At 39.6% G+C, this 22,395-nt stretch carries 14 protein-coding genes, 2 tRNA genes and 2 rRNA genes; 10 read left to right on the top strand and 8 right to left on the bottom strand.

Going from position 1 to position 22,395, the window contains the following annotated elements:
- Positions 1-83 precede the first annotated feature (83 nt).
- The 4 genes from B5488_RS14605 to rrf all read left to right on the top strand — a co-directional run bounded on the left by B5488_RS14605 (position 84) and on the right by rrf (position 3,757).
- Positions 84-157 (top strand) — tRNA-Ile (locus B5488_RS14605).
- 171 nt (positions 158-328) lie between these two features.
- Positions 329-402: transfer RNA gene (locus tag B5488_RS14610), tRNA-Ala, on the top strand.
- A 243-nt stretch (positions 403-645) separates the two neighbouring features.
- Positions 646-3,479: ribosomal RNA gene (locus tag B5488_RS14615) — 23S ribosomal RNA — on the top strand.
- A 169-nt stretch (positions 3,480-3,648) separates the two neighbouring features.
- Positions 3,649-3,757 (top strand): 5S ribosomal RNA (gene rrf, locus B5488_RS14620).
- A gap of 66 nt (positions 3,758-3,823) precedes the next feature.
- Here rrf and B5488_RS14625 read toward each other — a convergent pair.
- A complete protein-coding gene (locus B5488_RS14625) occupies positions 3,824-4,654 on the bottom strand; it encodes a universal stress protein (RefSeq protein ID WP_146128788.1) in 831 nt (276 codons plus the stop codon).
- A 115-nt stretch (positions 4,655-4,769) separates the two neighbouring features.
- Between B5488_RS14625 and B5488_RS14630 the strand changes: the two genes are divergently transcribed.
- Complete coding sequence (locus tag B5488_RS14630; RefSeq protein ID WP_079735941.1) at positions 4,770-5,225, top strand: RNA methyltransferase; 456 nt, start codon at positions 4,770-4,772, stop codon at positions 5,223-5,225.
- A gap of 177 nt (positions 5,226-5,402) precedes the next feature.
- Positions 5,403-7,349, top strand: a complete 1,947-nt coding sequence (locus B5488_RS14635; protein WP_079736635.1) for a M1 family metallopeptidase — start codon at positions 5,403-5,405, stop codon at positions 7,347-7,349.
- A 101-nt stretch (positions 7,350-7,450) separates the two neighbouring features.
- Here B5488_RS14635 and B5488_RS14640 read toward each other — a convergent pair whose 3' ends face one another.
- Both B5488_RS14640 and B5488_RS14645 read right to left on the bottom strand, forming a co-directional pair.
- On the bottom strand, positions 7,451-8,881 hold the full coding sequence (locus B5488_RS14640) for a nicotinate-nucleotide adenylyltransferase (RefSeq protein WP_079735942.1): 1,431 nt from the start codon (positions 8,879-8,881) through the stop codon (positions 7,451-7,453).
- A 36-nt stretch (positions 8,882-8,917) separates the two neighbouring features.
- Complete coding sequence (locus tag B5488_RS14645; RefSeq protein ID WP_079735943.1) at positions 8,918-10,462, bottom strand: SulP family inorganic anion transporter; 1,545 nt, start codon at positions 10,460-10,462, stop codon at positions 8,918-8,920.
- A gap of 355 nt (positions 10,463-10,817) precedes the next feature.
- Between B5488_RS14645 and era the strand changes: the two genes are divergently transcribed.
- The 3 genes from era to B5488_RS14660 all read left to right on the top strand — a co-directional run bounded on the left by era (position 10,818) and on the right by B5488_RS14660 (position 16,050).
- Complete coding sequence (era, locus tag B5488_RS14650) at positions 10,818-11,699, top strand: GTPase Era (RefSeq protein WP_079735944.1); 882 nt, start codon at positions 10,818-10,820, stop codon at positions 11,697-11,699.
- A 178-nt stretch (positions 11,700-11,877) separates the two neighbouring features.
- Positions 11,878-13,185 carry a ribosome biogenesis GTPase Der gene (gene der / locus B5488_RS14655; RefSeq protein ID WP_079735945.1) on the top strand — a complete coding sequence of 436 codons (1,308 nt, stop codon included), beginning with the start codon at positions 11,878-11,880 and terminating at the stop codon, positions 13,183-13,185.
- Between the two features lie 105 nt (positions 13,186-13,290).
- Positions 13,291-16,050, top strand: a complete 2,760-nt coding sequence (locus B5488_RS14660; protein WP_079735946.1) for a TonB-dependent receptor — start codon at positions 13,291-13,293, stop codon at positions 16,048-16,050.
- A 386-nt stretch (positions 16,051-16,436) separates the two neighbouring features.
- Here the strand turns inward: B5488_RS14660 and B5488_RS14665 are convergent, their stop codons facing one another.
- Genes B5488_RS14665 through B5488_RS14685 form a run of 5 tightly spaced genes read right to left on the bottom strand, consistent with a single transcriptional unit; the run spans position 16,437 to position 19,586 of the window.
- Positions 16,437-17,234, bottom strand: a complete 798-nt coding sequence (locus B5488_RS14665) for a TPM domain-containing protein (RefSeq protein WP_079735947.1) — start codon at positions 17,232-17,234, stop codon at positions 16,437-16,439.
- Complete coding sequence (locus tag B5488_RS14670; protein ID WP_079735948.1) at positions 17,235-17,675, bottom strand: TPM domain-containing protein; 441 nt, start codon at positions 17,673-17,675, stop codon at positions 17,235-17,237.
- Positions 17,676-17,680: 5 nt separating this feature from the next.
- Positions 17,681-18,277 (bottom strand): LemA family protein, encoded by a 597-nt coding sequence (locus B5488_RS14675; RefSeq protein ID WP_079735949.1) that lies wholly within the window; start codon positions 18,275-18,277, stop codon positions 17,681-17,683.
- A gap of 2 nt (positions 18,278-18,279) precedes the next feature.
- Positions 18,280-18,609, bottom strand: coding sequence for a MerR family transcriptional regulator (locus B5488_RS14680; RefSeq protein ID WP_079735950.1), 330 nt, complete (start codon positions 18,607-18,609; stop codon positions 18,280-18,282).
- Positions 18,609-19,586 carry a M23 family metallopeptidase gene (locus tag B5488_RS14685; protein ID WP_079735951.1) on the bottom strand — a complete coding sequence of 326 codons (978 nt, stop codon included), beginning with the start codon at positions 19,584-19,586 and terminating at the stop codon, positions 18,609-18,611. The genes B5488_RS14680 and B5488_RS14685 overlap by 1 nt, the downstream gene beginning before the upstream one ends.
- A gap of 130 nt (positions 19,587-19,716) precedes the next feature.
- Here B5488_RS14685 and alaS point away from each other — a divergent pair, with 130 nt between their 5' ends.
- On the top strand, positions 19,717-22,326 hold the full coding sequence (alaS, locus tag B5488_RS14690; protein WP_079735952.1) for an alanine--tRNA ligase: 2,610 nt from the start codon (positions 19,717-19,719) through the stop codon (positions 22,324-22,326).
- The last annotated feature ends 69 nt before the right edge of the window (positions 22,327-22,395 follow it).

Raw genomic sequence — 22,395 nt, forward strand, 5'->3', positions numbered from 1 at the left:
TTTAAGAAATTGTATGGTGTATACTGTGGGATGTAGGTTGGATTATTCAATATACATTTTATAGTATTCATTACACAAAGGACAGTCTCATAGCTCAGCTGGTTAGAGCGCTACACTGATAATGTAGAGGTCGGCAGTTCGAGTCTGCCTGAGACTACTACCGAAGTACGAAGTACACGGTTAGAAGTTAGAAGGTGCAGAGGAGATTGAAGTTCATTACAAATTGAAAGGAAATTTTAGAAGTTGGGTAACCCAGTTTGCAGTAAGCAGTAGCAGTTAGCAGTAATAAAGACTGCGTACTAAGTACTGACCACTGCCAACTAACAATGGGGGATTAGCTCAGCTGGCTAGAGCGCCTGCCTTGCACGCAGGAGGTCATCGGTTCGACTCCGATATTCTCCACAATTCCTTTAGATTTAAGGGGGATAGGTATTACAAACATCAGGAAACGCGTAAGCATATTCGTTTGTTTGCCATTGAAATTAGGTCGTTTGAGAGGAAAAAAGTTCATTGACATATTGAGAAACAAAGAATACGAGAAAACTACAGTTATAGAAGTTTACTTTTATAACGAGGTAAATTAATTAAATTAATAGAATAATATTGTGATTAAGGTCACGAGAAATTCGAGCATAAGCAAGAAGCATACAAGCTAGATAAGGGCGTATGGGGAATGCCTAGGCTCTCAGAGGCGAAGAAGGACGTGATAAGCTGCGAAAAGCTGCGGGGATTGGCACATACAAGTTGATCCGCAGATATCCGAATGGGGCAACCCACTTAACTGAAGGTTAAGTATCCGCAAGGAGGCAAACCCGGAGAACTGAAACATCTAAGTACCCGGAGGAAGAGAAAACAATAGTGATTGCGCTAGTAGCGGCGAGCGAACGCGCATTAGCCCAAACCATAAGGTTTACGGACCTTATGGGGTTGTAGGACCACAACATTTGTTGCAAACAGAATTAGAACAAGTTGGAAAGCTTGGCCATAGACGGTGACAGCCCGGTATAGGTAAAGAATGTAACGATAGTGGTATCCTGAGTAGTGCGGGGCACGAGAAACCCTGTATGAATCCGGCGGGACCATCCGCCAAGGCTAAATACTCCTGAGAGACCGATAGTGAACCAGTACCGTGAGGGAAAGGTGAAAAGAACCCTGAACAAGGGAGTGAAATAGATCCTGAAACCATACGCTTACAAGCGGTCGGAGCCCTTTAGGGGGTGACGGCGTGCCTTTTGCATAATGAGCCTACGAGTTACCGTTTCCAGCAAGGTTAAGCAGTTCAGCTGTGGAGCCGTAGCGAAAGCGAGTCTTAATAGGGCGATTTAAGTTGGTAATGGTAGACGCGAAACCGTGTGATCTACCCTTGGGCAGGTTGAAGCTGTGGTAACACATAGTGGAGGACCGAACCCGTTGACGTTGAAAAGTCTTGGGATGACCTGAGGGTAGGGGTGAAAGGCCAATCAAACTCGGAAATAGCTCGTACTCCCCGAAATGCATTTAGGTGCAGCGGTATAATAGTTTTATAGAGGTAGAGCTACTGATTGGATGCGGGGGCTTCACCGCCTACCAATTCCTGACAAACTCCGAATGCTATAAAATGTTTTATATCAGTGAGGGCATGGGTGCTAAGGTCCGTGTCCGAGAGGGAAAGAACCCAGACCATCAGCTAAGGTCCCAAAATATATGTTAAGTTGAAGAAACGCGGTTGGACTGCCCAGACAGCTAGGATGTTGGCTTGGAAGCAGCCATTCATTTAAAGAGTGCGTAACAGCTCACTAGTCGAGCGGTCCGGCATGGATAATAATCGGGCATAAACATATTACCGAAGCTATGGATTTCATATTTAGATATGGAGTGGTAGGGGAGCATTGTAACAGAGATGAAGGTGTACTGCGAGGTATGCTGGATTGGTTACAAAAGAAAATGTAGGCATAAGTAACGATAATGCAGGCGAGAAACCTGCACACCGAAAGACTAAGGTTTCCCCAGCTATGCTAATCAGCTGGGGGTTAGTCGGGACCTAAGGCGAACCCGAAAGGGGTAGTCGATGGACAACAGATTAATATTTCTGTACTTGCCCCACGTTAAAGCGGACGGAGGCGAAAAGTTAGTGCGCACTGACGGAATAGTGCGTTGAAGGATGTGGTAACACTCCGATAGTACACAAAGGCTTCGGCTGGCGTGATAATCTAGCAAATCGACTTCCAAGAAAAGCGAGTGGCGGCAACCCGTACCGTAAACCGACACAGGTAGTTGGGATGAGAATTCTAAGGTGCTCGAGAGATTCATGGCTAAGGAACTAGGCAAAATAGGCCCGTAACTTCGGGAGAAGGGTCGCCCCGCTTCGGCGGGGCCGCAGTGAAGAGGTCCAGGCGACTGTTTATCAAAAACACAGGGCTCTGCTAAATCGAAAGATGATGTATAGGGCCTGACACCTGCCCGGTGCTGGAAGGTTAAGAGGAGATGTTAGCTTCGGCGAAGCATTGAATTGAAGCCCCAGTAAACGGCGGCCGTAACTATAACGGTCCTAAGGTAGCGAAATTCCTTGTCGGGTAAGTTCCGACCTGCACGAATGGTGCAACGATCTGGACACTGTCTCAGCCATGAGCTCGGTGAAATTGTAGTATCGGTGAAGATGCCGATTACCCGCTACGGGACGAAAAGACCCCGTGCACCTTTACTATAGCTTAGTATTGACTTTGGACAAGTGATGTGTAGGATAGGTGGGAGACTTTGAAGCGCCGTCGCCAGGCGGTGTGGAGTCATTGTTGAAATACCACCCTTTACTTGTTCGGAGCCTAACCTCATTAGATGAGGGACAGTGCTTGGTGGGTAGTTTGACTGGGGTGGTCGCCTCCAAAAGAGTAACGGAGGCTTCTAAAGGTTCCCTCAGCACGCTTGGTAACCGTGCGTAGAGTGCAATGGCAAAAGGGAGCTTGACTGAGAGACATACAGGTCGATCAGGTACGAAAGTAGAGCATAGTGATCCGGTGACACCGCATGGAAGGGTCATCGCTCAAAGGATAAAAGGTACGCCGGGGATAACAGGCTGATCTCCCCCAAGAGCTCACATCGACGGGGGGGTTTGGCACCTCGATGTCGGCTCGTCACATCCTGGGGCTGGAGAAGGTCCCAAGGGTTGGGCTGTTCGCCCATTAAAGTGGCACGCGAGCTGGGTTCAGAACGTCGTGAGACAGTTCGGTCTCTATCTGTAGTGGGCGTTAGAAATTTGAGTGGACCTGATCCTAGTACGAGAGGACCGGATTGGACCAACCTCTGGTGCACCAGTTGTTCCGCCAGGAGCATTGCTGGGTAGCTACGTTGGGAAGGGATAAGCGCTGAAAGCATATAAGCGCGAAACCCACCACAAGATGAGATTTCTTTAAAGGACCGTGGGAGACGACCACGTTGATAGGCCATAGGTGTAAAGGCAGCAATGTCATAGCCGAGTGGTACTAATAATCCGTAAAGCTTGATGCGATTCCCACGCCTTGCAAAAGGTGTGGGGACTTGAATGCTATTACCAAAGTCTTTCTTTATTCTTTGTTTCTTAAATATGTCAACTTATTAGAGTAGGCAGTTGTAAGTAAAAGAGTGGGTAGTAACAATACTGCGAACTTATAGACTGTAAACTGTTTACTAAAGACTTAAGGTGGTTATGGCAACGGGGCTCACCTCTTCCCATTCCGAACAGAGAAGTTAAGCCCGTTAGCGCAGATGGTACTGCTATTTGTGGGAGAGTATGTCACCGCCTTTTTTTTGAACCCTTCATCATGTATTTGATGAAGGGTTTTTTTATGGAGTAAAGTGGAACAGGTATTATCTATAAATCTCTATTAATACTCAGTACCGGTAAGTCATAATTATTAATTATCTCTTCAGTAGTACTAGGGCTAAAAATGGTGTCAAGACCGGAGCGTTGATGGGTTATACTTGTAAAAAGATCTGGTTTGAGTTTATTTAATGCCATTCCTATTCCGCGGGCTTCATTATTCGCATTTAAGCACTGTACATTTAATTCCTTAATTTCAATCTTCGCTAAAAATTCAGCAGCCATATTATCTATTTGGTCAGTCTCTCTGAAATTATACGGTGTATTTATATAAACTAGTTCTACTTCAGTTTTTAATTTCTCTAAAAACTTGTAAACTTTTTTAAACGCGTTTTGCGATTCTTCTTTTAAATCTGTTGCGATTAGAATTTTCTTAAAGTTTGAAATATCAAATTGATATTTAATCGCCAAAACTGGAACTTTTGATTGCCGAATAAGTTTTTGAGTATTGGAGCCCAATATTTTTTCGAAACCTTTAGTACCGTGCGTACCCATAATTACTAATTCGTATTTTTCAGGGTTTACATAACTATTCAATTCTTCCATACCGGTATTGAAGAGTAAAGTGTGTTCTGCTTCTACCTCTTTTTCTTCTGCCTTTTTCTCCCATATTTTCAATTGTTCTTTTGCGCTATTAATTCTCGCCTTAGATTCTGGATATTTATTCTCATCCTGTCTATTTAACTTAGACCAGTCTACCGGTGTTTGAATGCTATGAAGAAATCTTAAAGGAAGTTCAAGCAACTTGGCTATTTGAATTCCAAATTCTGATGCATAATTTGCAGAATCCGAGAAGTCGGTGGGTATAAGAATGTATTTCACGATGCCTATTTTCTATAAAGTTAAGCTCCATTGACGCAATTTGAAATGATAAATATCAGGTTTATGTCATACTAAATTCCGCAGGAAAATTAATTCTTTTTATTTTTGCGCTCTTATGAAAGTAGATAACCTGGAACAAGGATTTTTTGGTATAGGTATTCAAAATGGAAAAACTCCCGAAAACCTGGGCGTACTTTGGCGATCGGCCCAAAATATGGGAGCAAGTTATATTTTTACAATTGGAAATCGTTATGCAAAACAGGCCTGTGATACCCATAAAGCTGTAGGTGCCATGCCTTATTTTCATTATAAAACTTTTGAAGATTTTTATTCAAATTTACCAAAGGGTGCTATGCTGGTAGGAGTAGAACTTACAGATGATGCTAAGCCGCTTGAGACTTTTGCCCATCCGAGACGTTGTGTGTACTTACTGGGAGCCGAGGATCACGGTCTTTCTAATCAAGCTATTGAAAAAGCGCATTTCCTGGTGAAATTTCAATCGAGTTTAAGTTTAAATGTTTCTGTTGCAGGAAGCATTATTATGTACGACCGTAATAGCAAATTTCTTTAAACCAGGTTTTACAATTTTACAGACGGAAATAAATTATTTCGGTTGAAGACTTGTTATTTTTCAGTTTTTAGACTGATTTTTTTTATTCTTTTATTTCCGTTTTTTATGATGAGGAATTTTCAGGATTTTTTAATCAGTTTGGTTAAATTAGCGACAATTACAATAAAACTTAAAAGAATGAGATATTTATCCAGAGCTTTGCTTGGCCTCGCGGTGGCAGGAATGTTTAGTACCGGCGCTAAAGCACAGGAGGTTGTAGGAAACAACCAAGGTGATTTTAATGAATTTATGGACCGTAGTGGGAATATGTACCGTGCTGCTTCAGGTAGACCGGGCCCGGAATACTGGCAAAATGAAACCGATTATGATATTGATGTCACCTTAAATGATGAAGACCATACCATACAAGGTAAAATCACACTAACTTATACTAATAATAGTCCGCACGAGTTAGATTTTATCTGGATGCATTTAGAACAAAACCGTTTCACCGAAGATTCTCGCGGTACTTTAACTACTCCAATTCAGGGAAATCGTTATAACGGGGATATTGATGGAGGCTATACTATCTCTAACCTGGAAGCAAAAGTAAAAAGAAGTTCTTCTTCAGATTACCTGATAAATGACACCAGAATGCAGGTTTTCTTTGAAGATCCTATACCTGCAAATGGAGGGAAGGCCACAGTGTCTATGAACTTTGAATATAAAATTCCTGTAGATGGTATGGACCGTATGGGACGACTGGATGTTGAAGACGGGACGATTTATGCTTTGGCACAATGGTTTCCTAAAGCAGCGGTTTATGATGATGTAGAAGGATGGAATATAGAACCATATCTTGGTGCAGGTGAGTTTTATTTAGATTATGGCGATTACGATTTTAAAGTTACTGCGCCTGCGAGCCATATTGTTGTGGCTTCTGGAGAACTACAAAACCCGAGACAGGTATTATCTTCTACCGTTAGAGATAGAATGGATAGAGCCAAAGAAAGCGATTCTACGGTTTATTTAATTAAGCCAGATGAAGTAAACGATATGTCTTTACGCGCAAAGCAGGAAGGCACGCTTACCTGGCATTTTAAGATGGAAAACACCCGTGATGTAGCTTTTGGTTCTTCAAAAGCATTTATCTGGGATGCGGCTAAAATAGATTTACCAAGCGGAAAGAAAGCTATGGCCCAATCTGCCTACCCAAAAGAAAGTGATGGGCAGGGAGCCTGGAGCCGTTCTACTGAATATTCTAAAGCTTCTGTAGAGCATTATTCTGAAAAATGGTTTGAATATCCTTATCCAGTTGCTGTGAATGTTGCCGCTGATATAGGCGGAATGGAATATCCCGGACTTAACTTTTGCGGATGGAAAAGTGAAGGGGCTTCGCTTTGGGGAGTTACAGATCACGAATTTGGCCATAACTGGTTCCCGATGATTGTTGGAACTAACGAAAGAAGATACGCCTGGATGGATGAAGGTTTTAATACTTTTATCAACTATTACAGTACTTTAGATTTCAACGATGGTGAGTATCCTGCAAGATTAAACAAAACCAGGAATATGACCGGCTGGTTTACTAGCGAGCAAAGAGAGGGAATAGATACTTATCCAGATGTTTCTAACTTAAGAAATCTTGGAATGATAGCTTACTACAAGCCCGCGATTGGCTTATTATTACTTAGAGAATATATCTTAGGAGAGGAGCGTTTCGACAATGCTTTTAAGTCTTATATAGAGACCTGGGCTTACAAGCATCCGCAGCCGGCAGATTTCTTTAATCATATGGAAAATGTATCGGGAGAAAATCTTTCCTGGTTCTTTAAAAAATGGTTCTACGGAACAGGCAATATAGATCTGGGATTAGATGGCGTGAGACAATATGAAGGTAATTATATTATTTCTTTAACCAACAAGGGCGAAATACCAATGCCGGTTAAAATGGAAATTACTTACGAAGATGGTTCTTCAGAAAATGTGACCCTTCCGGTAGAGATCTGGCAACGCGGTGATTCCTGGAATTACTTACACCGCACCGATAAATCTATTGAAAATGTAGAGTTAGACCCTAATAAAATTTTACCCGATGTAAGTTCGGGGAATGATGCCTGGCCGAATTCTTTTTATAAGGATTAGGTAGCTAAAAATCTTAAACTAAAAAGCCGTTTGAATTTTATTTCAAACGGCTTTTTAGTTTTTACAAATGCCTCGTGAGTAGCCCGAGGTAATTTATTTCTTTATTTTCCTCTAAAAAGTTCCTTTTCTTTAATCATTTTAGTAGTGCTTTCCGGAAGCATATCTTCCCATTCCGTTTTTCCTTCTCTAATCATTTGATGTACCTGCCTGGAATGAATATCTAAGGTTTTAGGGTCATAATCTTTGATGTCTACAACCCGGCCATTATCTTTAAAATATTGATAAAGCTCCTGCATTCTTGGATGTACCTTTAGATTTTCGCTGGTAATAATCTCGCCGGTTTCCTGATCTTTAAGCGGATATAGATATATTTTTAAACTTTTAAAGAATAATTTTCCAAAGGCTTCAAGAATTCCACCGCTTAAATGACGGTAATATCTTTCGTCAAAAATGTCCTGAAGTGTACTTACACCCATTGTAAGGCCCATTCGTTCTTTTGTATGTTGGCCAAAATATTCTACCACCTTATAATATTCCTGGAAGTTTGAGATCATTACCGTTTGTCCTAAAGAACCCAGTAAATCTGCACGATCAAGGAAGTCCTGTTCGTCTATCTCTCCTTCGCCTTTTAAATTAGAAAGCGTAATTTCAAAAATTACAATTGTATTATCTTTTTCTACTTTTCTTTCGTTTATAAAAAGTTCCAGCGATTTTTCGTACATCGCCATATTTACTTTAGTAACCGGTCTAAAACTTCCGCGAAGCGTTAAAATATTTTTTTTATAAAGTAAACTGGCCGGTAAAATATTATTACCATCTGGTGCAAACATAATTGCTTCAGTGATGCCTTTTTTTACCAGTTCCAGGCTCATTAATCTATTATCTACCTCTTTAAAAACAGGGCCGGTGAAATTAATAGCATCAATTTCAATTTTATCGGTATTCAGGTGATCAAATAAATGATTGAGTAGCTTTTTAGGATTATCGTAGTGATAAAAAGCACCGTGTATAAGGTTTACGCCCATTATCCCCAGGCTAATTTGCTGGTGTGCAGCATTGTTTTCGTGAAACTGCACATGCAAAACAATCTCGCTATAATCTTCACCCGGTTTTGTTTGAAATCTAATTCCCAACCAGCCGTGGCCTTTATACTTTTTAGCCCAGTCTATGGTGGCTACGGTATTAGCATAGCTAAAAAATAATTTATTGGGATGCTTCAGGCGGGAAATACGTTCTTCAATAAGCCCAGTTTCGTAACGCATCATACTGGTTAACCTATCTTCGGTAACATAGCGACCATCATCTTCAATCCCATAAATAGCGTCACTAAAATCTTTATCGTAAGCGCTTAGGGTTTTTGCTACAGTTCCAGAAGCATTCCCGGCCCTAAAAAAATGACGCACGGTTTCCTGGCCGGCACCAATTTCAGCAAAAGTTCCGTATATATTTTCATTTAAGTTAAGGCGCATCGCCTTGTTCTGCACCGAAGTTATTTCTTCAAACTTCTTTTCTCCTTCAGCAATTATAGACATCGTGTGTATTTTAGTTGAAGTATAAAGTTAAGAAACTTAAGCCTTATCTACCGCAACTTTATAGGTTGGATCTTCTAAAATGTTTACATCTATTATAGCATCGGCATTACTAAGCAATCTTCGGCAATCCTGACTCAAGTGTCTTAAATGAAGTTTTTTGCCTTGTTTATGGTATCTCTCGGTAAGCTTGTTTAAGGCTTCAATCCCCGACATGTCTACTACACGGCTTTCAGAAAAATCTATAATTACTTCATCGGGATCATTTATTACATCAAATTTATCATTAAAAGCCTGTACAGAGCCAAAGAAAAGAGGGCCGTAAATCTCGTAATGTTTTATTCCATCTTCATCAATACGCTTTCTGGCTCTAATACGTTTTGCGTTGTCCCAGGCAAAAACCAGGGCCGAAATAATAACTCCTATTAATACTGCTAAAGCAAGGTTGTGAAGTATTACGGTTACTACAGTAACCAAAACCATTACCAAAATATCAGATTTAGGCATTCTTCTAAAAGTTCTTAAACTGGCCCACTCAAAGGTGCCAACTGCAACCATAATCATAACCCCGGTTAAGGCGGCCATTGGAAGTAATTCTATAACCGAAGAGCCAAACATAATAAAGATCAATAAACTCACTGCAGCTACAATTCCCGAAAGTCTTGCTCTTGCTCCAGATGAAACGTTTATTAAACTCTGGCCAAGCATAGCACAACCACCCATCCCAGAGAAAAATCCTGAAAGTACGTTGGCCGTTCCCTGGGCTACACATTCTTTATTTCCGCTTCCACGAGTTTCTGTAATTTCGTCAACAATATTTAAAGTTAATAAACTTTCAATTAATCCAACCCCGGCCATAATGGCGGCGTATGGGAAAATAAGCATTAAAGTATCCAGGTTAAAAGGTACCATAGGAATGTGGAAGGGGGGAAAACTACCTTTAATAGAAGCAATATCACCAACAGTTTTCGTATCTATTCCAAACGCAGCTACAATTCCAAAAACTACTAAAATTGCAACTAGAGTGGCCGGGACTACTTTTGTAAGTTTTGGTAATAGCCAGATAATTAAAATAGCAATACTTACAAGACCAAGAAAAGTATACATTGGTGCGCCTGTCATCCATTCTAATTCACCGGTAACAGGATTTAAAGCTTTAAACTGGTCTAATTGCGACATAAAGATGATGATTGCCAAACCGTTTACGAAACCAAAAATAACCGAGTGTGGCACTAAACGTATTAATTTCCCTAGTTTTAAAACTCCCGCCAATACCTGTATTAAACCTGCCAGCACTACGGTGGCAAATATATATTCTGGCCCGTGGGAAATTGACAGGCCAACTATTACAACGGCCACCGCACCTGTAGCGCCAGAGATCATTCCCGGGCGACCACCTAAAATAGCAGTTACCAGTCCCATTACAAATGCGGCATATAAACCGGTTAATGGGGAAAGCCCTGCGATTAATGCAAAAGCTACGGCTTCTGGAATTAAAGCTAGTGCGACGGTAAGCCCGGCTAAAACTTCATTTTTGTAATCTACTTTTTGTGAAAAATCAAACAGGTTGAAGATTTTTTGCATCAGAATATAATTTTAATAAATAATGGAAAGCGGAATTTCTTCCGCAGAAAATAAATTTCGGAATAAATAGAAGAGAAGACTTAACTACCTAGGGCGGCGTAAGTGGAGACGATTGTATGTTTCTTCTTTGCTTCATAAGAGCCGGCAAAATTAGCCAATTATTTTTAATAGAAAAGTTTACACCTACTTAACTGCAAATTTTTAATGCTTTCATAATATGAAGACGTCTGATTATCAATTTACTAATAAATTTTGTTAGAAAATTAAGAGAAAGACTATTTCAGAAATAAATTTAAATCAAAAGCAGATAACTGTAAGTGAATCGTCTTACCTTTGCAGCATAAAAATTATCAAAATGGCACATAAGGCAGGATTTGTAAATATTATTGGGAACCCTAACGTGGGGAAATCTACTTTAATGAATGCTTTTGTAGGCGAAAAATTGTCTATAATCACATCTAAAGCGCAAACCACTCGCCACAGGATTTTAGGGATTGTAAATGGTGAAGATTTCCAGATGCTTCTTAGCGACACCCCGGGAATTATAAAACCTGCGTACGAGTTGCAGGAATCTATGATGGGTTTCGTGAAATCTGCTTTTGAAGATGCTGATGTTTTGGTTTATATGGTAGAAATTGGTGAACAGGAACTTAAAGATGAAGCCTTTTTTAATAAAATAATTTCAACCGATATTCCTGTTATTTTATTGTTGAATAAAATTGATAAATCCAACCAGGAAGAATTGGAAAGTCAGGTGCAAATGTGGACGCAGAAAGTGCCTAATGCTGAAATTTTCCCGGTTTCGGCCCTGGAAGGTTTTAATGTTGCCGAAGTTTTTAACCGAATTATAGAATTACTGCCAGAATCTCCTGCGTTCTATCCAAAAGATACGCTTACCGATAAACCTGAACGTTTCTTTGTAAATGAAATTATTCGCGAAAAGATTTTAATGCATTATAAAAAGGAAATTCCATACGCGGTAGAAATTGATACCCAGGAATTTTTTGAAGAAGAGAAAATTATTAGAATGCGAAGCGTGATTATGGTAGAACGTGAAACCCAAAAAGGGATTATTATTGGCCATAAAGGCGCCGCTTTAAAAAGGGTAGGCGTAGAAGCCAGGAAAGATCTTGAGAAATTCTTCGGAAAACAGGTGCATCTTGAGCTTTACGTAAAAGTGAACAAAAACTGGAGAAGCGACCAACGCCAGTTGAAGCGTTTCGGGTATAATGAATAATTTCTTCTAGATTAAAAATTTTAAAGATTTCACCGGAAGAATTCAATTTCTCACGATATAAACTTCCGTTTTCTAAGTTTCGGGTAAACCCGAATTTTTACACTAATTTTGCAAACAATTACATTCTCTGAATAAACTCAGAGAAAAACCGCATTGAGGGAATAAAGAATAGAATGTTATGGGCAATATTGTAGCCATTGTAGGAAGACCAAACGTTGGAAAATCTACTTTTTTTAATAGATTAATTCAACGCCGTGAGGCGATTGTAGATTCGGTAAGTGGGGTAACCCGCGATCGCCATTATGGAAAATCTGACTGGAATGGGCGTAATTTTTCGCTTATAGATACCGGTGGTTATGTGGTTGGAAGTGACGATATATTTGAAGCTGAAATAGATAAGCAGGTAGAACTCGCTATAGATGAGGCCGATGCCATAATTTTTATAGTAGATGTAGAAAGTGGTGTGACTCCAATGGATGAAGACGTTGCGCAATTACTTAGAAAAGTTGACAAGCCTGTACTCCTGGCTGTCAATAAAGTAGATAATAATAAAAGACTGGAAAATGCGGTGGAATTCTATTCGCTGGGTCTTGGAGAATATTTCCCTATTGCCAGTACAAGCGGTAGTGGAACCGGAGATTTACTGGATGCTTTAGTAGAAGCGCTCCCTGAAACCGAAGCCGAAGAAGAAACCGAATTGCCAAGATTTGCAGTAGTGGGACGCCCCAACGCAGGGAAATCTTCTTTTATTAATGCTTTAATTGGGGAAGAGCGTTATATAGTTACAGATATTGCCGGGACTACCCGCGATTCTATGGATACCAAATATAATAGATTCGGGTTTGAATTTAACCTGGTAGATACCGCCGGAATTCGTAGAAAATCCAAGGTTAAGGAAGACCTTGAGTTTTATTCGGTAATGCGATCTGTTCGTGCTATAGAAAACTGTGATGTATGTTTGGTAATTTTAGATGCTACCCGCGGATTTGACGGGCAGGTTCAGAATATTTTCTGGCTGGCACAAAGAAACCGAAAAGGAATCGTGATTCTCGTTAATAAATGGGATTTGGTTGAAGATAAGGAAACCAACACCATGAAAGAATTCGAAGCAATGATTAGGCGCGAAATAGAACCTTTTACCGATGTACCTATTGTATTTATGTCGGTGCTTACCAAGCAACGTATTTTTAAAGCGATAGAAACTGCCGTAAAGGTTTTTGAGAATCGTAGTAAGAAAATTAAAACCCGCGAGCTTAACGATATAATGCTTCCAATAATAGAGCAAAATCCTCCGCCGGCTTATAAAGGTAAATATGTAAAGATTAAATTCTGTACACAATTACCTACGCCCCAACCGCAATTTGCATTTTTCTGTAATCTTCCGCAATACGTGAGAGATCCTTATAAGCGATTTATAGAGAACAAGTTAAGAAAGGAATTTGATCTTAAAGGAGTGCCGATTTCAGTGTATTTCAGGAAAAAATAAATTCTCTGTTAAACTTTGTAACAAATTGAGAGTCTAACTACCAATATAGTTAGTGAGGCATTGCTTTGTCTTGATTTATTCAAATTTTTAACACCTAACCTTTAAATGAGAATTTTACTTTCACTTGCCTTGCTTTTCCTGGCAGGAAATTTAACCGCCCAGGATTTTGAAATTAATGGTAAAATAACCGGCCCGCAAGGGGAACCGCTGGAATCGGCTACGGTTTATCTTGAGAAACCTGCAGATAGTAGTTTGGTTACTTATACAATTTCAAACAATGCAGGAGAATTTCAACTTTCAGGAAGTACAGAAATTCAGGAATTAAATTTACTTATTTCCTATGCCGGCTTTAAGACTTATGCTCAGCAGGTTAAAATTAATAGCGAAGTAAATCTCGATGTTATAAAATTGCAGGTGGCCGATAATGCTTTAGATGAAATAACTATTACTTCTTCCCGCGCACCGGTAACGATAAAAAAAGATACGCTAGAATTTAACGCGGCTTCTTTTAAAACGCGTAAAGACGCCAATTTAGAAGAATTGCTGAAAGAATTACCAGGAGTAGAAGTGGCTACCGATGGGAGTATTACCGTTAATGGCACCCCGGTTTCACAAATTAAAGTGAACGGAAAAGAATTTTTTGGAGACGATCCTAAAATCGCTACCAAAAACCTGCCTAAGGAGTTAATTAATAAACTTCAGGTTGTAGATAGCAAAACAAAATCTGAAGAGTTTACCGGAAAAGAAGGAGATGCCGAAAACAAAACCATCAATATTACCATAGATGAAGATAAAAACCGCGGATTTTTCTCCAGGCTTACTGCCGGTGGCGGGACCGATAATCGTTATGAATTAAGCGGAATTGGAAATTATTTTAAAAATGATATGCGGGTGAGCCTTTTGGCGAGTTCCAACAACATTAATTCTTCCGGGTTTTCTTTCGATGAAATTTATGACGCGATGGGCCGTAATGCTTATTCCATCACCAGGAGTCGAGGTGGAAATTTCAGCATTAACGGGAGTGATTTTGGATCAGGAAACGGGATTACAAAATCTGATAACGCGGGATTTAGTTTTGTGAACGAATGGCCTCAGGAAACCGAACTTTCATCTAATTATTTTTATAGCCGCGCCGATAACCGTACAGAATCCAGAACCCAAAGAGAGAACATTTTACCAGATAGAAGATTCTTCAATAATTCTGAATCTAGCGGTAACCGGGTTAACAACAATCACCGGTTTAATTTAGGATTTGAGATACAGCCTGATACCTTGACCAGGATTTCAGTTAGGCCTAATATAAACACGAATAATGGCCGTTCTTCTAATCAATCTTTTACCGAATCTGTTGCAGAAGATGGGACTCCCATAAACACCGCTTTAACCGATAATAATTCTAAAGTTCATAGCGTAAACTTCTCTAACCGATTAAATTTTACCCGTAAATTTGGTGAAAATGGTGGGTATTATAGTGTAGGTTTTAATAACCAGAACAACACGCGTTCACAGGATAACAATTTCTTTTCTGAAAGAGAAATTTATAATCAGGAAGGGGAATTGGTGAATACCGATATTCAGGACCAGTTAATTTCCGAAGAAAACAGGGATAATAATTACGGGGTAGATCTAAGTACCCGTTTTCCTATTACCGAAGCATTAATGTTGGATGTAAGTTATAATTTTGATAAAGCAGACGGCCGAAATGAGCGCCTGGTTTATGATGCAAGCGATGAAGGCGATTATACTTTACTGGATGATGAATTGAGTAATGATTTTAAATCTGAATCTTTTACGCATCGGCCAAGTTTAGGTTTGGTTTATAATGATGAAAAATTAAGAGCCAGCCTTTCAGGAGGATTTCAAAGCATCAGGCTAAAAAATGAAGACCTTTTCACAGAAACGAGTATAGATAATACTTATGAAAATGTGTTTGCAAATGCCTATTTCAGGTATAGTTTATCGCAAGGTAAATCTATTTATTTTAATTACAGCAACTCCTGGGACACACCCTCACTTACCCAATTGCAACCCGTAACCAATACGATTAATCCGCTAAATATTATAACTGGTAATCCAGATCTTAGGCCTGCTTTAAGGCACAGGTTTTATTTCAACTTTAATAATTTTGATTTTAAAACGCGATCTGGTTTTTATGCCTATTTAGGCGGAAATTTCACCGATGACCAGGTAGTAACAAGAAGTACGGTAGATGAAGATTTAGTGCGAACCACAACATATACCAACGTAGATGGTGTTTACAGCTATTTTGGTGGTGGAAATATTGATAAAACCTTTGAACTGGAAAAAGAAAGCTCTATTAAAATTCGAGGAGGAGTGTATGGAAATTACAATAGAAATGCTGGGTTTACAAACGAGCAACGTTTTACTTCTAAAACTTTAAACCTAACTCCTAATTTAGGAGTGGAATATAATTTCAGGGATTTGGTGACTATAGAACCTTTTTATAGCGTTGAATTTGTAGATGCTGAATACAGCTTTAATAACAGGGAGGAAAATTATAAGAACCAGAGTATCTCCCTGGCGCTTACTTCATTTTGGCCAGAGAAATTTGTAATAGGAAGTGATATTGCTTACCAATCTATTGGGAACGCATCCCCGGGATTTCAAAATTCATTCTACTTATGGAATGCCAGTTTGGGATATGAAGTTTTTGGAGATAATGGAACGCTAAAAATAAAAGTATTTGACTTGCTGGATCAAAATATAGCAACCCGAAGATTCACAGGAGACGATTTTATCCAGGATACACAAGAGCTTGTTTTAGAACAATATTTTATGCTGAGCTTTACCTATAAAATCAGCAAGTTTGGTGGAAAAGATCCTAATAATAAGAGAGGAAGGTAGATTGAATTTCTTCTGAAAGTGAAGAAGACTGTTTGAGAGGTCTTAGTTCCGTCAAGCTGAAGTTGTTTCAGCTTCTAACACGTTTAGATTACCAACATCTTAGATCTCCGAATAAATTGCGGAGCAGGCTCTGAAACAAGTTCAGGATGACGATTCAAACCAACCTCTCAAACAGTCTTTATTTTTATAGGTTTTTCGGTTGAATCTTGCAATTGAATTCAGTTTCAAAAGCCAGAGCCCTCCGGCCTGCGGCCACCTCCCCTTGAAAATAAGGAGAGGAGCTTTATGAATTTTTAAAATAAACTCGATTAGATCAAGAAATCATTTAAACTGGAAACTGGGAACTGTTTTACTGCCCACTGCCTACTGAAACCTGCGCACTGAATTTACCAGCTTCCACCGGCACCGCCGCCGCCGAAGCCGCCGCCGCCGAAACCACCACCAAAGCCGCCTCCGCCGCCAAAACCTCCACCAGAGCTGCCTCCGCCAAAAGTACCACGTCCTAGAGAGCTTAAGATAATAGCGTCTAGAAAAGTGTCTCCGGCGCTTCTTCTTCCGCCATTGCGGCCACCGCCACCACGCCGTTTAAAAAACGAAATAATAATGACTACAAAAATAATAAGCATAACAACTCCCTGGAGAGGAAAGCTTCTTTCTGAATTTCGGGATTGTGGTGTGCCTTCAAAAGTGCCGGCCAGGACCTGGAAGACAGCCGTAGTGCCAGCATTGAGGCCGTTGTAATAACTTTCGTTCCTAAATTCAGGAAGAATAATTTGTTCTATTATTTGTTTACTTCGTGCATCAGTCAGGTATTCTTCGAGTCCATAACCCGTGGTTATCCAGATTTTCCGGTCATTTTCAGCAACAAGAATTAAGAGTCCGTTATCTTTTTCATTTTGTCCAATTCCCCATTCTTGAGCCCATTCTGCAGCGTAAACTCCTTCGTATTCTCCCTGTAAAGATTCTATAGTAGCTATTACAATTTGGGTTGAAGTCGTATCGGCATAGTTAATTAACTTCTGTTCTAACTGACTTTCTTCCGAAGAAGACAAGATATCGGCTTCATCATAAACGCTTGTCTGGTCTGATGGTTTAGGCGGAACATCGCGCTGTGCATATATAACCCCCGAAAAAACGAGAAAAAACAAAAATAATAGGTTGAATTTTTTAGTGAATTGTGGCATTTATCCTTTTGAAATTTCGTTGGAGAGTTCGTCCCGTGTATCATCGCTATACGGGAAGTGTTTTTTAAGTTGCTGGCCGGCGGTTAAAATACCGTTTACCAAACCTTGCTTAAATTCTCCTTTTTTAAACTTTTCTACAATAGCATCTTTGGTGCTTTCCCAAAAATCATCTGGGACTACATCATTAATACCTTTATCGCCATAGATCACAAAATTGTGATCTTCTACGGCAACATAAATAAGCACTCCATTATCGTGCTTGGTATTATCCATTTTCAGCATATGAAAAACTTCCATGGCGCGATCAAAAATATCCATCTCGCCGGTGGTTTTTTCCAAGTGAACTCTTACTTCGCCGGAAGTATGACTCTCTGCTGTTCTAATGGCTTCAATAATCTCTTCTTCGTCTCTTTTGCTTAAAAAATCTTCAACTTTGCTCATCTTGCTTAAAAATCAAATTCAACATCTGGGGCGTTCTCTGCACCTTCTTCTGCTTCAAAAGCTGGTTTTCTTTCAAAACCGAACATTCCGGCAAAAATATTATTCGGGAATTTTCTAATATAAGTGTTGTATTGTCTCACGGCTTCATTATAGCGATTTCTCGCAACACTTATTCGGTTTTCTGTTCCTTCTAATTGCGATTGTAATTGAAGGAAGTTCTGATTCGATTTAATATCGGGATATCTTTCAACAGAGACTAAAAGCCTTGATAATGCTGAAGATAATCCGCCTTGCGCCTGTTGGAATTGCTGAATTTGCTGCGGATCTAAATTTCCGGCATCAACATTTACAGAAGTTGCTTTGGCGCGCGCTTCAATAACATCAGTTAAAGTTCCACGCTCAAAATCGGCTGAACCTTCTACGGTATTCACCAAATTCGGGATAAGATCACTTCTTCGCTGATAAGCATTTTCAACATCGGCCCAATTCTTTATAACTCCTTCTTCATATTCTACCGCGGTGTTATTTACTCCTGCGGTAAGACTGTAAACAATAATGCCAAGAACTACGATTACTATTACTGGGATTAACCATTTTTTCATTTCTACAACTGATTTTTAAGATTGATTAGTTTTGCTTTTACTCCTTCCAACTTACGAATTATTTCGAAGTTGCTAAGGGTTTTGTGTTTTTCTTCTTTTAAATGTGTTTTTGCACCTTCCAGGGTGAAACCGCGCTCTTTTACCAGGTGATAAATAAGCTCTAAATTCTTAATATCCTCGGGTGTGAATTTACGATTTCCCTTAGCATTTTTTTTAGGCTGAATTACATCGAATTCCTTTTCCCAAAACCTAATTAAGGAGGTGTTTACCTTAAAGGCTTCTGCTACTTCGCCAATGCCGTAATATCTTTTTTCTGGTAAATTAAGATGCATTAATCCAGGGATTGGTTTTCTTGTTGCGCTTTTTCCAGAACTTTATCAAATTCTTCTGGCGAAAGGTTTCCGTAATAAAAATTAATAGGGTTAATTCGGTTGTCATCTTTAAAGATCTCATAATGCAAATGTGGCCCCTGGGACCTTCCCGTGCTTCCCACGTAACCAATAATATCGCCGCGTTGAACTCGTTGTCCCACTCGCACATTATATTTATATAAATGAGCGTAAAGGCTGGTATAGCCATAACCGTGATCTACTCTTATGTGATTTCCATAACCGGTAGAGCGATTGTCTGCTCTTTCAACTCTGCCATTTCCCGTGGCATAAACCGGCGTACCACGAGGGGCGCTAAAGTCCATTCCGTGATGAAATTTTCTCACTTTGGTAAACGGGTCGGTTCTCCAACCGTAACCGGAAGCAATTCTACTAAGATCTTCGTTTTTTACCGGCTGTATAGCAGGTACGGAGGATAACAGGCTCTCTTTTTCCTTTGCCAATGCGGCAATTTCATCAAGAGATTTAGATTGTACCACCAGCTGCTTGGTAAGAATATCCATTCGCTTGCTAGTCTCAATAATCAGTTTAGAATTATCAAAACCTTCCAGGTCTTTATAGCGGTTAATACCGCCAAAACCTGCGCGTCTTTGCTCTTCAGGAATTGGGTTAGCTTCAAAATAAACCCGGTAAATATTATTATCGCGATCTTCAATATTAGCAAGAACATTCTGGATTTGACCCATTTTTTTATTCAATAAACCATATTGCAATTCCATATTTTGAAGTTCGCGTTTTAAGGCTTTTTCTTTTGGAGTTACAATCTGCGGAATATTTAAATAAATTACCAGTAATAGAAAACCGGCAAGGAAAGATCCTAAGATACTAAGCAGTACAATCCCTATGCGGCGGCCTTTTCGGCGCTCTATTTTTCTATAGGATTGCGTGTCGCTATCGTAATAATATTTAACCTTCGACATGAGTCAAATTTATGCTATTTTTGCCAACAATACTGAGCAATTACCGTGCTAAGTTTAGTCTGGTAAACGAACAAATATAGGAATTGTTTCAGCACCAACACAATTAATAATTTTAGATTAGATTAAGTAGATGAAATCTCAGGAAATAAGAAGCCAGTTTTTAGAATTTTTTAAGTCCAAATCTCATAAAATCGTTCCTTCTGCGCCTATGGTGTTAAAAGACGATCCCACCCTTATGTTCACCAATGCGGGGATGGTTCAGTTTAAGGAGTATTTTTTAGGTAATAGCGAACCATCAAGTTCCCGAATTACCGATAGCCAAAAATGTCTTCGCGTAAGCGGAAAGCATAACGATTTGGAAGAAGTGGGAATGGATACTTACCATCACACGATGTTCGAGATGTTGGGAAACTGGAGTTTTGGCGATTATTTTAAAGAGGAAGCCATAAACTGGGCCTGGGAATTACTTACTGAAGTTTTTAAAATTACTCCTGAAAATCTTTACGTTTCTGTTTTTGAAGGAAGCAAAGAGGATAAATTAGGCTTAGATACCGAAGCATTAGATCTTTGGAAAAAGATTGTTCCTGAAGATCGTATTGTTTATGGCGATAAAAAAGATAATTTTTGGGAAATGGGCGACCAGGGACCTTGCGGACCTTGTTCTGAAATTCATATAGATATTCGTTCTGAAGCTGAAAAAGCCAAGAAACCCGGAAAAGAATTGGTGAATGAAGATCACCCACAAGTGGTGGAGATCTGGAACCTGGTTTTTATGCAATATAACCGAAAAGCCGATGGTTCGCTGGTAGAATTGCCAGCAAAACATATAGATACCGGGATGGGTTTTGAACGTCTTTGTATGGTTTTACAGGGAACACAATCTAATTATGATACCGATGTATTTACGCCGCTAATTTCTGAACTTGAAAAAATAACAAATTCCACCTACGGAAAATCTGAAAAAACCGATATCGCAACCCGGGTAATTGCAGATCACGTAAGAGCGGTAACTTTTTCTATTGCCGATGGGCAACTGCCTTCAAATACCGGTGCCGGTTATGTGATTAGAAGAATTTTAAGACGCGCCATTCGCTACGGATTTACATTTTTAGATACCAAAGAGCCGTTTATTTATAAGTTGGTAGGAGTGCTAAGCAAGCAAATGGGGGAAGCATTTCCTGAACTTAAATCTCAAAAAACTTTATGCGAAAATGTGATTAGGGAAGAAGAGCAATCTTTCTTAAGAACATTAGATCAGGGCTTGATTTTATTGGAAAATATAATTTTTGAAACTAAAGGGAAAACTGTTTCGGGGAAGAAAGCTTTTGAGCTTTACGATACTTTTGGTTTTCCTATAGATTTAACCGCGCTTATTTTACGCGAACGCGGATTTGATCTTGATCAAAAGGAATTTGAAGTTCAGCTTAAAGAGCAAAAAGACAGGTCTCGTGCAGCCACCCAGGTTACTGCCGGAGACTGGGAAGAAATAAATCCAGTAAATGCAGAAGCATTTGTGGGTTACGATAATTTAGAAGCTGAAACTCAAATTGCCCGATACCGAAAAGTGGAAAGCAAAAAAGGTGCATTATATCAAATTGTGCTTACACAAACCCCGTTTTATCCTGAAGGTGGTGGACAGGTTGGAGATAAAGGTTTTCTTACAGATATTGAAAACAATAAGATTGAAATCACCGACACTAAAAAGGAGAATAACTTAATTGTTCATTTTGCTAAATCGCTCCCTAAGAATCCAAAAGATAAATTTAAGGCAGTTGTAAACTCGAAAAATCGTGCAGCTACCGCGGCTAATCATACAGCCACGCACTTATTGCACCAGGCGCTTCGGGAAGTTTTGGGAACTCACGTAGAACAAAAAGGTTCTCTGGTTAAAGGAGATTACTTGCGTTTTGATTTTTCGCACTTCAGCAAAGTAAATAAAGAGGAATTAGAGCAGGTTGAAAAACTGGTAAATCAGCGAATCAATGAACAATTACCTTTAGAAGAGCAACGAAGTATTTCGTTTAAGGAAGCTGTGAACCAGGGCGCTCTGGCGCTTTTTGGTGAAAAATACGGGGATGCTGTTCGCGCCATTCGTTTTGGAGAATCTATGGAGCTTTGCGGGGGAATCCACGTAAAGAATACTTCCGAAATATGGCATTTTAAAATTACCTCGGAAGGTGCCGTAGCTTCAGGAATTAGAAGGATTGAAGCAATTACCGGGGAAGCAGTTAAAGATTATTTTGCTAACCAGGATGAGGTTTTGGAGCAAATAAAAGCCGAATTGAAAAATGCAAAAGACCCGGTAAAAGCGGTGAATACTTTGCAGGAAGAAAACGCAGCTTTAAAAAAGCAGGTTGAAGTTTTATTAAGAGATAAAGCTAAAAACATGAAAACCGAATTAAGGTCTGAAATTTCTGAAATAAACGGAGTGAATTTTCTTGCGAAAAAAGTTGATCTTGATGCCGGCGGCATAAAAGACCTTGCATTCCAGTTGGGAGAAGAGTTTGAAAACCTATTTTTATTATTCGGAACCGAGCATAATGGAAAGGCTCTTTTGAGCTGCTATATTTCTAAAGATTTGGCTAAACAAAAAGATTTGCACGCGGGGAAAATTGTAAAAGACCTTGGTAAATATATCCAGGGCGGTGGCGGTGGCCAGCCGTTTTTCGCAACTGCCGGTGGTAAAAAGCCGGAAGGAATTTATGAGGCTTTGCAAGAAGCACAGGCCTATTTAAAATAAAGCACGAGGCTGTCTGAAAAGTTTATTTTCGTCACGCTGAACTTGTTTCAGCTTCTAACATGTTTTTTG

Origin of the sequence: Salegentibacter salegens (assembly GCF_900142975.1) — a bacterium.
Taxonomy (GTDB): domain Bacteria; phylum Bacteroidota; class Bacteroidia; order Flavobacteriales; family Flavobacteriaceae; genus Salegentibacter; species Salegentibacter salegens.

Excerpts from the sequence above, each read along its gene's own strand:
- B5488_RS14665 (WP_079735947.1), bottom strand. The coding sequence starts at position 17,234 with ATGCCACAATTCACTAAAAAATTCAACCTATTATTTTTGTTTTTTCTC.
- B5488_RS14635 (WP_079736635.1), top strand. The coding sequence starts at position 5,403 with ATGAGATATTTATCCAGAGCTTTGCTTGGCCTCGCGGTGGCAGGAATG.
- B5488_RS14670 (WP_079735948.1), bottom strand. The coding sequence starts at position 17,675 with ATGAGCAAAGTTGAAGATTTTTTAAGCAAAAGAGACGAAGAAGAGATT.
- B5488_RS14675 (WP_079735949.1), bottom strand. The coding sequence starts at position 18,277 with ATGAAAAAATGGTTAATCCCAGTAATAGTAATCGTAGTTCTTGGCATT.
- B5488_RS14680 (WP_079735950.1), bottom strand. The coding sequence starts at position 18,609 with ATGCATCTTAATTTACCAGAAAAAAGATATTACGGCATTGGCGAAGTA.
- B5488_RS14640 (WP_079735942.1), bottom strand. The coding sequence starts at position 8,881 with ATGTCTATAATTGCTGAAGGAGAAAAGAAGTTTGAAGAAATAACTTCG.
- der (WP_079735945.1), top strand. The coding sequence starts at position 11,878 with ATGGGCAATATTGTAGCCATTGTAGGAAGACCAAACGTTGGAAAATCT.
- B5488_RS14685 (WP_079735951.1), bottom strand. The coding sequence starts at position 19,586 with ATGTCGAAGGTTAAATATTATTACGATAGCGACACGCAATCCTATAGA.
- B5488_RS14630 (WP_079735941.1), top strand. The coding sequence starts at position 4,770 with ATGAAAGTAGATAACCTGGAACAAGGATTTTTTGGTATAGGTATTCAA.
- era (WP_079735944.1), top strand. The coding sequence starts at position 10,818 with ATGGCACATAAGGCAGGATTTGTAAATATTATTGGGAACCCTAACGTG.
- B5488_RS14645 (WP_079735943.1), bottom strand. The coding sequence starts at position 10,462 with ATGCAAAAAATCTTCAACCTGTTTGATTTTTCACAAAAAGTAGATTAC.
- B5488_RS14660 (WP_079735946.1), top strand. The coding sequence starts at position 13,291 with ATGAGAATTTTACTTTCACTTGCCTTGCTTTTCCTGGCAGGAAATTTA.
- alaS (WP_079735952.1), top strand. The coding sequence starts at position 19,717 with ATGAAATCTCAGGAAATAAGAAGCCAGTTTTTAGAATTTTTTAAGTCC.